11 protein-coding genes and 1 pseudogene are annotated in these 11,811 nt (G+C 72.9%); 5 read left to right on the forward strand and 7 right to left on the reverse strand.

The window, feature by feature from the left end; genetic code table 11:
* Nucleotides 1-82 precede the first annotated feature (82 nt).
* The 6 genes from AB0M52_RS21970 to AB0M52_RS21995 form a co-directional block, all read right to left on the reverse strand.
* Entirely contained in the window at nt 83-616 is a 534-nt protein-coding gene (locus tag AB0M52_RS21970) for a sigma-70 family RNA polymerase sigma factor (protein ID WP_363956611.1), read from the reverse strand.
* 90 nt (nt 617-706) lie between these two features.
* On the reverse strand, nt 707-1,684 hold the full coding sequence (locus tag AB0M52_RS21975) for an NAD(P)-dependent alcohol dehydrogenase (protein WP_363956614.1): 978 nt from the start codon (nt 1,682-1,684) through the stop codon (nt 707-709).
* A complete protein-coding gene (locus AB0M52_RS21980; RefSeq protein WP_111215052.1) occupies nt 1,681-1,914 on the reverse strand; it encodes a helix-turn-helix transcriptional regulator in 234 nt (77 codons plus the stop codon). The genes AB0M52_RS21975 and AB0M52_RS21980 overlap by 4 nt, the downstream gene beginning before the upstream one ends.
* Nucleotides 1,908-2,336, reverse strand: a complete 429-nt coding sequence (locus AB0M52_RS21985; RefSeq protein ID WP_363956617.1) for a hypothetical protein — start codon at nt 2,334-2,336, stop codon at nt 1,908-1,910. Before AB0M52_RS21985 ends, AB0M52_RS21980 begins: the two co-directional genes overlap by 7 nt.
* Nucleotides 2,337-2,471: 135 nt before the next feature.
* A complete protein-coding gene (locus AB0M52_RS21990; RefSeq protein WP_363956620.1) occupies nt 2,472-3,539 on the reverse strand; it encodes an aminotransferase class V-fold PLP-dependent enzyme in 1,068 nt (355 codons plus the stop codon).
* A gap of 33 nt (nt 3,540-3,572) precedes the next feature.
* On the reverse strand, nt 3,573-5,051 hold the full coding sequence (locus tag AB0M52_RS21995; protein WP_363956622.1) for a glutamate--cysteine ligase: 1,479 nt from the start codon (nt 5,049-5,051) through the stop codon (nt 3,573-3,575).
* 159 nt (nt 5,052-5,210) lie between these two features.
* On the opposite strand from AB0M52_RS21995, the gene AB0M52_RS22000 reads away from it, so the two are divergent.
* Nucleotides 5,211-5,555, forward strand: a complete 345-nt coding sequence (locus AB0M52_RS22000; RefSeq protein ID WP_363956624.1) for a DUF3817 domain-containing protein — start codon at nt 5,211-5,213, stop codon at nt 5,553-5,555.
* A 28-nt stretch (nt 5,556-5,583) separates the two neighbouring features.
* Here the strand turns inward: AB0M52_RS22000 and AB0M52_RS22005 are convergent, their stop codons facing one another.
* Nucleotides 5,584-6,132 carry a hypothetical protein gene (locus tag AB0M52_RS22005; RefSeq protein WP_363956627.1) on the reverse strand — a complete coding sequence of 183 codons (549 nt, stop codon included), beginning with the start codon at nt 6,130-6,132 and terminating at the stop codon, nt 5,584-5,586.
* A 141-nt stretch (nt 6,133-6,273) separates the two neighbouring features.
* Here AB0M52_RS22005 and AB0M52_RS22010 point away from each other — a divergent pair, with 141 nt between their 5' ends.
* From AB0M52_RS22010 to AB0M52_RS22025, 4 genes and pseudogenes are all read left to right on the forward strand, one after another.
* Nucleotides 6,274-7,392, forward strand: a complete 1,119-nt coding sequence (locus AB0M52_RS22010) for a Vms1/Ankzf1 family peptidyl-tRNA hydrolase (protein ID WP_363956630.1) — start codon at nt 6,274-6,276, stop codon at nt 7,390-7,392.
* Nucleotides 7,385-8,758, forward strand: coding sequence for a thiamine pyrophosphate-binding protein (locus AB0M52_RS22015; RefSeq protein WP_363956633.1), 1,374 nt, complete (start codon nt 7,385-7,387; stop codon nt 8,756-8,758). The genes AB0M52_RS22010 and AB0M52_RS22015 overlap by 8 nt, the downstream gene beginning before the upstream one ends.
* Before the next feature lie 541 nt (nt 8,759-9,299).
* On the forward strand, nt 9,300-10,712 hold the full coding sequence (locus tag AB0M52_RS22020) for a hypothetical protein (RefSeq protein WP_363956636.1): 1,413 nt from the start codon (nt 9,300-9,302) through the stop codon (nt 10,710-10,712).
* 218 nt (nt 10,713-10,930) lie between these two features.
* A pseudogene (locus AB0M52_RS22025) lies at nt 10,931-11,728 on the forward strand (SigB/SigF/SigG family RNA polymerase sigma factor); the annotation flags it as partial.
* Between the last annotated feature and the right edge of the window lie 83 nt (nt 11,729-11,811).

Raw genomic sequence — 11,811 nt, forward strand, 5'->3', positions numbered from 1 at the left:
AGCACCGCCTCGACGTCACCCGGCCCGACCTGCACCGCGCGCGCCGGGTCAGCCGCCTCGAACAGTTCCCGCAGGCGCTCGCTCATCGCACTCCTCCCAGCTGACCGTCGACCGCTGTGGCCTGCGCGGGGCGTTCCCGGAGCAATTCGGCGAGCCGCCGCCGCGCCCGGTGCAACCGCACCTTGGCGGTGGCCGAGCCGCAGCCCACCACCAGCGCCGCCTCGCGCAGGGAGAGCTGCTCCCAGCCGACCAGCCGAAGAATCTCCTGGTCGTCGTCGGACAGGCGGCCCAGCGCGATCCGCACATCCATCAGCCGCACGATGCCGTCGTGCCGGTCCAACCCGACCGTCTCGCTCAGCTCGCCCGACGGCGGCACCGCCCGCTGCGCCCGCCAGTGGTTCGCCAGCAGGCGACGCGCGACCCCGTACAGCCACGGCAGTGTCCGCGCCGGCACCTCCCACCGGCGGCGCCACGCGACCAGGAACACCTCCTGGGCCAGTTCCTCGGCCGCGGCCATGCCGTCGAGCCGGCGCAGGCCATAACGGACGACGTCCGGAAAGTGCCGCGCGTAGACCCCGCGGAACCAGTCCGTCCCCCGGTCGTTGACGTCCCTCATACCTCTACCTGTGTCAGCCGGCGGCCGAAGGTTACGCCGCAGCCGTCGATTCGGTCATCGCATCGTCGGAGCGTCGCAACCTGCCAAGGGTCAGATGGTGACGACGACCTTTCCCGCCGGGTGCCCGTCGGTGAAGTGCCGGAGCGCGTCCGCCGCGTCGGCGAGCGGATACGTGCGGTCGATCGCCGGCGTCAGCGCGCCGGACTCGATGAGTTCCCGCAGCTCGTCGAGGTCGTCGGTGCGCTCCACCGCGCTCACAGTGCGCAGTCGTTGACCGACGAACAGGGACAGCAGCGGCGCCCGGAACATCTGCCGGCCGTAGCCGCCGAGCAGTCGGCCCCTGGTGTATGCGCCGCCCACCAGCGCCAGCGTTCCGCGTGGGGTGAGCGCGCGCCGCAGCAGTGCCAGTGGGCGGTCACCGCCGGTGTCGATGACGACGTCGTAGACCGGGCCGTCCCGGTCGATCTCCTCGCCGGTGTAGTCGAGCACGTCGTCGGCGCCGAGGGAGCGGACGAACTCGATCCGGGCCGGGGCGCAGACGCCGGTCACCGTCGCGCCGTACGCCTTGGCGATCTGGACCGCCAGCGAGCCGACGCCACCGGACGCGCCGATCACCAGCACCCGGTGCCCCGGGCGCACCGCACCGCTGTCGCGCACCGCGCGCAGCGCCGTCATGCCGGAGACGGGCACCGCCGCGGCCTGCTCGAACGACAGGTTGGCCGGCTTGCCGGCCAGCCGTTGCGCCGGGGCGCTCGCGAACTCGGCGTACGAGCCACCCAGGCAGGTGCCGTACACCTCGTCGCCCGGCCGGAACCGGGTAACCCGGGCACCGACCGCTGTCACCACCCCGGCCAGGTCCCGGCCGCGTACCGCCACCCGGGGCCGGCGCAGCCCGGCCGCGAGGCGTACCAGGTAGGGGCGGCCGGTCATGAAGATCCACACGCCGGGGTCGACGCCGGCCGCGCGTACCTGGACGAGCACCTCGTCGTCGCCGATGGCCGGCCGGTCGATGTCGCGCAGGTCGAGCGCGGCTGCCGGGCCGTAGTTGTCCTGAACGATGGCCTTCACGGTGCGACCTCCTCGGAGTCGGGGTACTGGAATACGTCGTCGAGCCGTACGCCGAACACCTGGGCGATCCGGAAGGCCATCTCCAGCGACGGCGAGTAGCGGCCCTGTTCGATGGCGATCACGGTCTGCCGGGTCACGCCGATCCGCTCGGCGAGGTCGGCCTGGGTCATCTCGTCGTGCGCGAAGCGCAGCGCACGGATGTTGTTGGTGACACGGGTCGGCTTCACCACTGCGGGACACCCCTGCGGTAGACGATCACCTTTGCCAGCGAGCCGACCACCGCCGACAGCACGAAGCACAGGTAGACGACGTTGGCAATCCAGAACCAGTCCCACTCGGCCAGCGCCATGAGCATCGCCGACACCGCGCCGATGACCACGAACGCCTGACCGACGTGGTCGCCGAGCCGCCCGATCTCCCGGTCGCGCACATCCTTGACGCGGGACGCCCGCGGGTTCACCACGCCGATCCCGATCTCGGCCACGATGTTCGCCGCGATGGCCCCGCCGATCGTCCACAGCAGAGCACCGGCGTAGGGCACCGCGGCGAGCGGCCCGCCGTCGAGCCGACCCAACACGACGACCACGTACACGCCGTACGCGACCACGCTGACCACCAGCATGATCCAGGCCCGTTTCTCCTCGTGCGTCATGGCCCGGCCTCCTCGGTGTAAAAAATCCTTGACGCACCAAGAGTAAGGGATGCTTGACACCATGTCTAGAAACTTTGACATGTGATGCCACGGGTGCTCACTACGAGCCGAACGGCGGCTGCGGACCACGCCGAGTCAGAGGTCCCGTACCGCCCGCAGCGCCGCCTCGACGTCGCTCTCGTCGTTCGCGATGGTCGTGCCGAACCGCAGGTACGACGGGCGGTACGGCGTGGAGCTGGCCACCACCTTCCGGTCGCGCAGGCGGGCGACCGCCTGCTCCGCGGAGCTGCCCGACACCTCGCAGCAGACGAGGCCGGCGGAGAGTTCGGGGCCGTTGGGTGTGACGAGGTTGACCCCGGGCAACCCGGTGAGCCCTTCCTTGAGGCTCGTCGCCAACTCCCGGGTACGCCCGGCCACCCGGGCCTTGCCGATCGCCCGGTGCAGCTCAAAGGCCTCGGCGAGCGCCCAGCGGTGTTCGAAGGCGTGGTAGCCGCCCGGCGTGGCGGCCGAGCCGGGCGCCGGGGCGCCGCCGTCGAAGCCGAGCCAGGCGGCCATGCTGGGACCGTCGAACGGGGCGATGATCGGCGTGAACCGGGCCCACGCCTCGGATGTCCCACAGATCAGGCCGGTGCCACGCGGACCCAGCAGCCACTTGTGGCAGCCGGAGACGAGGAAGTCACAGCCCAACTCGGCGAAGCTGCTCTCCTCGGCGCCGAAGCCGTGCACGCCGTCCACGCACAGCAGCACGTCGCGGCCGTGCAACGCGTCGGCGATCGCCCGAATCGGCAGCTTCACGCCGGTGCCCGAGTGGACCCAGGTCACCGCCACGGCCCTGGTTCGGGGCGTCACCGCCCGGGTGAGGTTGCCGACGATCTCGTCGGTGCTCGCCGTGGCCGGATCGGTGTAGAGCCGGACGCGGCGCACACTGACGCCGTCGCGCGTCTCGCGCAGCCGCAACGCCTCGTGCGTGGCGTAGAAGTCGTGTTCGGTGGTGAGCACCTCGTCGCCCGGTCGGAGCCGCAACCCGCCGTAGAGCAGGCCCAGCCCCATCGTGGTGGAGTCGGTGAACGCCACGCTATCCGGATCGACCTGGAGACAGTCGGCCGCCGCCGACGCGACGGAGCGTTCCAGCCGCTCGTTGTTGCCGTCCAGGTAGCCGACGGGATCGGCGTCCAGCCCGGCCCGGTGGCGCTCGATCGGCATCCAGGTCACACTGCGGTCACCCGATCGGTCTGGTCAGGGGATCGGCCACTCGTGGACCGGGCGGTTGCTGTGCATCAGCTCCACGTAGTGCCGGACCACCTCGCGCAGCGCCGCCGGGCGGTCGAGCTGGTCGGCCGACTCCAGCCGGTGCAGCGTCGCCACCTGCCAGCTCGCCCCGTTGCGGCCGGTCAGGCAGCGCTGCTCGATGATGCCGAGCAGCCGGTCGCGCTCGGCCGGCTCGACGCCCCACCGGTCCAGACCGTGCGAGGCCAGCGGCAGCAGGCGGCGCAGCACCAGCTCGGTGACCGGCAGATAGCCCAGGCCGGGCCAGAAGACATGGGCGTCGATGCCGTGCCGGGCGCAGGTGTTGAAGTTCTCCTCGGCGGCGCTGAACGACATCTGCGACCACAGTGGCCGGTCGGCCTCAGCGAGCGCGCGAACCAGGCCGAAGTAGAACGCCCCGTTGGCGACGGTGTCCAGCACGGTCGGCCCGGCCGGCAGCACCCGGTTCTCCACCCGAAGGTGCGGCCGGCCCTTGAGCACGTCGTAGACCGGCCGGTTCCAGCGGTAGATCGTGCCGTTGTGCAGCCGCAGCTCGGCCAGGGTCGGCACGCCGCCGGCGGCGAGCGTCTCGGCCGGGTCCTCCGCGTCGCAGACCGGCAGCAGCGCCGGGAAGTAGCGCACGTTCTCCTCGAAGAGGTCGAACACCGAGGTGATCCACCGTTCCCCGAACCAGACCCGCGGCCGTACGCCCTGTGTCTTGATCTCCTCGGGGCGGGTGTCGGTGGCCTGCTGGAACAGCGGGATCCGGGTCTCGCGCCACAGCTCCCGGCCGAAGAACAGCGGTGCGTTCGCGCCGAGCGCCACCTGGACCCCGGCGATGGCCTGGGCGGCATTCCAGTAGTCGGCGAACTGGTTCGGGCCGACCTGGAGGTGGAACTGGGTGCTGGTGCAGGCCGCCTCCGGGGTGATGGTGTCGGCGGTGACCGCCAGCCGTTCCACCCCGTTGATCGCGATCCGTAGATCTTCGCCACGCGCGGCGAAGATCTGCTCGTTGAGCAGCGCGTACCGGGGGTTGGCCGACAGCGTGTCGGCGGTCAGGTGCTCCGGCAGGACGGTGGGCAGGATGCCGATCATCACCAGGTGCGCGCCGACCGTCCGGGCCCGCTGCTCGGCCGCGTTCAGGCTGGCCCGTACGTGTTCCTCGAACTCGGCGGTGCCGGTGCCGGCCAACCGTCGGGGCGCCACGTTGATCTCGATGTTGAACTGGCCGAGTTCGGTCTGGAAGCTCGGGTCGGCCACCGCCTGGAGCACGTCGGCGTTGCGCATCGCCGGCATCCCGGCGTCGTCGACCAGGTTCAGCTCGATCTCCAGCCCGGTCATCGGCCGGTCGACGTCGAATCGGGACTCGCGCAGCATCTCGGCGAAGACGTCGAGGCAGCGGCGTACCTTGTCCCGGTAGCGAGCCCGGTCCTGGCGGCTGAAGGTCTGCACGCCGACTTCCTCGCCCATGGTCACCACCCTGTCACCGCTGGTACCCCCAAACCTCGCACGTCCGCGCATCCGAGGGAAGCCCCGACGGCCCGGTTGTCCACCATTGAACCTTTTTCGACCTGAACCGCGCGGCGCTTACGCACCGCGTCCGACTTTGCGGTCCGGGGCGTCGATACCATGGCCGGCGTGCGTGAAAAGGTGACCCGGCTGTTCGTGGTGGCGGCGATCGCGGAGGCGATCTCCTGGGCTGGCCTGCTGGCCGGGATGGCGGTCAAGTACGGCCCGCCCGCCAACGAGCTGGGCGTGCAGATCTTCGGGCCGATCCACGGCGCGCTGTTCGTGGCGTACGGCGTGCTGGTGCTGGCCGTGGCCCGGGTGCACCGGTGGAGCCTGCTGGCCACCGGCGTGGCGCTGGCCTGCGCGGTGCCGCCGTTCGCCACCCTCGCCTTCGAGCGGTGGGCCCGCCGGCGCGGCATGCTCGCCGTCGCCGAACCGGCCCGTCAGCCGGCCCCGGTCGGCTGACCGGTCCGTCCGGCCGGCTCGGCCGGCCTCAGGTCAGCGCCGTGCAGGCCGCCAGCGCAGCGAGCAGCAGGGTGCCCAGCACCGCCTGCAACAGCAGCGGTGGGCCCAGGTGCGACCAGAGCGTGGCCGTACGGGGCCTGAGCAGCTGCCCGGTGGTGAGGTTGACGATCCGCTCGATCTTCGGCGGCAGGTCGGGGTCACCCTGATCGCGCAGGGTCAGCTGGACGTGGTCGGCCGGGTGCAGCGCGCTCTGCGGCAGGTGCCCGTGCAGCTCGACCTCGTACGCGCGACCGTTGGCGTCGCGCAGGCGGACCGGGGTGACCAGGTATTCCGGGCCTTTCTTCAGGTCCTTGAAGCTGCGCCGGCCAGTCCCGGAGCCGGCCGAGAGCAGGGCGCGCACCAGCCGGGCGAGCAGGCCGGCCACCCCGGCGGCGGCGAGCACCACCACCAGCACCGGCTGCCCCACGCGTATCTCCCGGGGGTAGCCGTCCAGCAGGCGCACGATCTGGGCGGTGAGGATCCGGCCCGTGGGGTGCAGGCTGCGCCGGGAATACGATGTCGCGTCCATGACCACCACCCAGAGTCCGCTTCCGCCTACAGATCGTATCGATCCTCGGAGTTGAACGACGTGAATGAAAACGGGTCACGCCGCACGGCTGGTAGGTGACAAGCCGGACGGCGCGGGTAAGCGGTGGGCCGAGCTGGAAAGGGGTCGAGCATGCAGCTGTCCTTCCTACGCCCGCTCTACGGACGTCCGGGCCCGTGGTGCTCGGTCTACCTGGACGCCTCGCTGGACACCGAGGACGCCCACCCGGCACTCCATCTGCGTTGGCGCGGCCTGCAACAGCAGCTGGCCGAGCAGGGGGCGGACGAGCAGACGATCGCCGCCCTCGACGGGGTGATCCGGGGCCACGACCCGATGCCCGGCGACTACGGGCTGGCCGTCTTCGGTACCCGGGGCCGGGTGGTGCTCTCCGAGTACCTGTCCGCCCCGCCCCGGCGGGATCTGGCCGCGTACGCCCCGCTACCGCACGTGATGCCGCTGCTGGCGCAGCGGGGCGAGCAGGTGGCGTGGGTACGGGTGCTGGCCGACCGCACCGGCGCCGACGCGATGTCGGTCAGCGCCGGCGGCGTACCGCGTCGGGCCCACGTCGTCGGCCGGGAGAGCTACCAGCTGCGCCGGGTCAAGCCCGGCGGCTGGTCGCAGTCGCGCTACCAACGCGCCGCCATGGAGGCGTGGCATCACAACGCTGGTGACGTCACCGCCGCCACCGTGGAGCTGGCCGAGCGGGTCGGCGCCGAGGTGGTCGTGGTCGCCGGCGACGTCCGGGCTACCGGCATGATCGCCGCCCAGATGCCGGAACGCTGGCAGGACATGGTGGTCCGCACCGACGCGGGCTCGCGGGCCGGCGGTGCCGACCAGACCCTGCTGGACGACCTCACCGTGCAGACCATCGCCGAGGTGGCCGACCAGCGGGTGACCGCCGCGCTGGACCGCTTCGGCATGCAGGAGGACGTCGGCGCCGGACTCGACGCCGTGGTCTCCGCGCTGCAACGCAACCAGGTCGACACGATGCTGATCGTGGACGACCCGTCCGCCAACGGCGAACTCTGGATCGGCCCGGGGGCCACCGACATCGCCACCGACCCGACCCAGCTGCCCACCGTGACCGACCCGGAGCGGGTACGTGCCGACGCGGCGCTGGTCCGCGCGCTGGTGGGCACCGACGCCGAGCTGACCGTGCTGGGCCCGGACGAGGCCCCGGGACTGGTGGACGGGGTGGGCGCGGTGCTGCGCTACGTCGACCCGTCCACCCCGGGACGGGGCGGTGCCTGACCCGACCGTGCCCGACCCGACCGTGCCCGACCCGGCGGTGGTGGGCCCGGCGGTGCCTGAGTCGGCCGTGGTCGGCCCGATGGTGCTCGACCCGGCCGAGGAAGGCCGGGCCGTGGCTGAGGCGCTCGTCGCGCGGCTGTCGGCCTGGCGGGTGTCGCGGGTCTTCGGTCGACCGGGCGAGGCGAATGCGGCGGTGGTCGAGGCCCTGAGGGCCGCCGGTGGCGATCCGGAGTTCGTGCCCGCTCGGCACGGGGAGACCGCCGCCTTCATGGCGACCGGGCACGCCCGGTTCACCGGCGGGATCGGCGTCTGCCTGGCGGCCGAGGGACCGGCCGCCTTCGGGCTGCTCAGCGGTCTCGCCGGCGCCCGGCAGGCCGGCCTGCCGGTGCTGGCGATCGTCGGCGTCCAGCCCCCCGACCCGTCCACCGTCCCGCACCCGTCAAGCCGCCTGCACCCGTCACTCGCCCCGCACTCGTCAGGCGGCCCGCGTCCGGCGAGCGGCCCGCGTCCGGCGACTGGCCCGCACCGGTTAGCCGATTCGCAGCCGTCCGGTCCGTACCCGGCGAAGGACGGGTCCGCATCCGCCGACTCGTACTCGCGCATCGGGCGGCTGTTCGCCGGCTCGTGCCGGCACGTGCGGTATGCCGGTGACCCGCACCGCGTCGCGGACCTGGTGGACGAGGCGCTGCGCAGCGCGGTGACCACCGGTGGCCCGGTCTGCCTGGTGCTGCCCCACCACGGGCACGGCGACCGGCATCCCTTCATCAGCGCGGACGGGCCGATCGATCCGGCGCTGGTGCTCGACGAACTCGCCGCCCGGCTGCCCCAGCGCATCGCCGTGACGGTGGACGGCGACAAGGTTCTCACCCGCCTCGGCCGGCACCTCCCGCGCGGGGCGGTCGTCCTGCCGTGCGACGCCCCCGGGGCGACCGGCGGCTCGTTGCCGTACGCGATGGCCGCCAAGCTGGCCGACCCGGACCGGCCGGTGCTTGCCCTGGTCACCGACGAGGGGATGCAACTGCACGGCCTGGCCGAACTGGTCACGGTCGCCCGTGGCTGGTGGGCGTGGCCCGACCCGCGTCTGGTGATCCTGGTGCTCAACACCCGGTCCGGTCACCGGCGGTACCCGGGTTCCGCGCGGACGATGGCCGACGACGTCCCGTACGCGGGTTGGGCCCGGCTGCTCGGCCTGCACGGCGTACGCGTCGACCGGCCCGAACTGGTGGGCGCGGCCTGGGACGAGGCGCTCGCCGCGGACCGGCCGTGCGTACTGGAGATAGTGGTCGGCCCAACGCGCCACCCGGCTGCGCCCGGACCCCGGGACAACCTGGCGGCCCTCGGCCCCGCACCCGACCTCGCAACCTAATCCCGGCAGCGCCCAACCGCACCCACGTATATCGAGATCTTGGACAGTTGCCGTTAAGGCCGAACGGTAACTGTCCAAGATTCTTGGAAGTAGTGGGGTTGGCGGCGCCGTTGCCGCGCGAACCGGGCACTCCGCCGCGGGGCCGCGCACGCCGAGTGAATACCGCGCGTGCGTCGGGTTGGGGCTGGCCCGCCGGGTGGGCGTGAACTTCGGGAGGGGCCTCCGCAGTGCCAAGTGGAGGTCTGTCACGCCGTTCTGGGGCCGGGAGCGGCCGCGGCTGCCGGGGCATTCGGGCCAGCGCGGCGCGCCTCTGGGAGCGCGGGCGTCGGTGGGGCGTTGCGGCCCGGGAGGTGCTGGCGTCCGGCGCGCGAGGGGCCGGTGGAGACGTCGGGATGAGGGCCGCGACGTCGGCCTGACCCCGGTAGCCGTGATCGGCCAAGATCACATGATTGATGCCGCTCGGTGGAGGGATGCCCTGTTTAACCCGCATCGTGGCGGGAAGCCGGGCCGCGTGGTGAGCGAACGAGGCAAGGTGGGGCCGGTGCGCAAGGTGCGCCCGGGACTCGCGGCGGCCGGTGCCGGCCTGGCCGGCGATCGGATCGTGGCGGTCGGCAGCACGGCGCGGATCCTCGTCGCGGCCACCGCCCGCGCCCTGCGCGGCGTCGATTGCGCCGACCTCGGCCATGTCGGGCCGATGTCCCGCTTCGCCGGCACTCCCGATCCGGTGCGCCGGGCCGCGGCGGTCCGCTCCGCCGGCCGGGTCGCCCTCACCGCCGAGCAGACGACCGAGGTCGACGGGGCCCGTGTCGCCCAGTGGTTCGTCGACCAGTACCCGCGCCAGCGGTACCCGGGAGCGTTGCTGGGCTCGCCGCACGGCGGTGCCGCACACCTGGCGGTGGCGCTCGGGATGCCGTGGCTGCCCGCCAGCTTCGAGATGACCGCGCACTGGCCGCACGGCGCGGTGGACCGCCCCCGTGCCGCCCTGGACCACGGTGCCGCGCTCGCCGGGCGGCTGCTCGCCGGAAACCCTGATCTGCATGTGCGACAGGTGCACTGCCCGGCCAGCCGGGGCGCGCTGGCCGGGGTGACGGTCGCGCTGGCCGGCCGCTGGCGGGCGCTGCCGGCGGCGTACCGGAGGTTCCTGGCCGAGCGGCTGGCACCCGGCGCGCCGGTGCTGGTGCTGCGCGACGCGCGGACCTGGCCGGTGCTGGACGCCGCCGACGGGCACAGCTTCCAGGTGGGCTGTCCGGGCAGCGGCCTGGATCCGGTGGACTTCCACCCGGACAGCCACGCGCTGCGGCAGGTGCTGCGTTCCGCCGGCGGTGACGGCGCGCACTGGGAGCTGCCGGAGATCTCCGCCCCGCCCGCCGCCGCTGAGCACGGCGTGGAGCCCGGTTTCGAACTCGGCGCCCGGGAGTGGACGTCGCGGCACGGGCATCCGCTGCACCGGGTGCTGTTCCCGGCGCCGGAGGTGCTCAGCGCCGCCACCGCCGACCTGTACCGCCGCTGGCTGCGCGCCGCCGGCAAGACCGGTAACCGGTTGGTGGTCGAATGCGGCCGGCTGCTCGACCCGTGGCAGGTGGTACGGGCCGGGCTGGTGCCGTACTGGTGCGAGAACGCCACCCGGCGCAGCGTGGAGCAGGTGGAGTGGTGGTTGGCCGGCAGCGAGCCGTTCAGCTCGGTCGACGTGCTGCCGGAGCCGCCGGGGGTCCGCTCGCCGGCGCTCGCCGGCCTGCCGCAGTGGCTGGCCATCGCCGCCTTCGGCCGCCGCCGCCGGGCGCTGGACCGGACCACGGCGCGGGGCTACCCGGTCACCTCGGTGCCCACCCGCCGGGCTACCGAGGTGCTCCGCGCTCAGGCGTACGACCTGCCCACCCCGCGCCCGCTCGCGGTGGCCGATGCCCTCGCCGTGCTTGCCGACAGCGGCACCCGCCATGGCCTGCTGATCTGTTGAGACGGGGCTGACGAAACATCCTCGCGAACCCGCGATCCCGTGATTGAGTACCTACGGAGCGGGAACACCGCCGGCTGCGACAGGCTGATCACCTTGGCGTGGCACGGCGCCGTCGCCCGCTTACATCCCAGTCACGTAACCCACTTCAGGCCCGTGCGTGCCTACGCGCGTGCCCGGTGTCCCGAATCCGGGCGGGGTCCTTCCTGAGGGAGGCGCGGATGTTCGGACAGACCACCACAACCACACCACCACCCACCGATCGGGGCCTGGAGGACCTCGATGCGGCGGCGCTGGCGTACGCGGCGCGGATCGAAGGACTGCCACCGGAGCGGCGCCACGAGGCCCGCGACGACCTGGTGCGCTTCGCGCTGCCGTTCGCGGGCCGATTGGCCCGCCGCTACCGGGGGCGCGGGGAACCGCTGGAGGATCTGGAGCAGGTGGCCCGTCTGGGCCTGGTGAACGCCGTCGACCGGTACGACCCGGAACGGGGCTCGTTCACCGCGTACGCGGCGATCACCATCGTGGGTGAGATCAAGCGGCATTTCCGGGATCGCACCTGGGGCGTGCACGTGCCCCGCCGGCTGCGCGACCTGATCCTGGAGGTCGGGCAGGCCACGGCGGCGCTGACCAGCGAGCTGTCCCGGGCACCGACGGTCGCCGAGCTGGCGAAGCGGCTGGATACGCCGGAGGAGGAGATCCTCGCCGCGCTCGAGTCGGCGGCCGGCTACAGCCCGGCCTCGCTCAACGCGCCCGTCGGCGGGGAGAGTTCGGCGGAGTTCGGCGACCTGGTCGGCGAGTCGGACATCGCGCTGGAATCCGTGGACGACCGGGTGACGGTCAGCGGCCTGCTGCACCGACTGCCCTGGCGGGAACGGCGGATCCTGGCCATGCGGTTCTACGGCAACCAGACCCAGGCCGAGATCGCCGCCCGGTTCGGCATCTCCCAGATGCACGTCTCGCGGCTGCTCTCGCGGGCGCTGACCTGGCTGCGCCAGGCGATGCTCGCCACCGCTCCAGTCGGCGGGCCAGCACGTTGACCGCCACTCCGAGCAGTCCGGTGACGATGATCAGCGCGTACATGCGGGCGACGGCACCGCCG

The sequence above is a fragment of the Micromonospora sp. NPDC051296 genome, from assembly GCF_040682255.1.
GTDB classification, from domain to species: domain Bacteria; phylum Actinomycetota; class Actinomycetes; order Mycobacteriales; family Micromonosporaceae; genus Micromonospora; species Micromonospora craterilacus.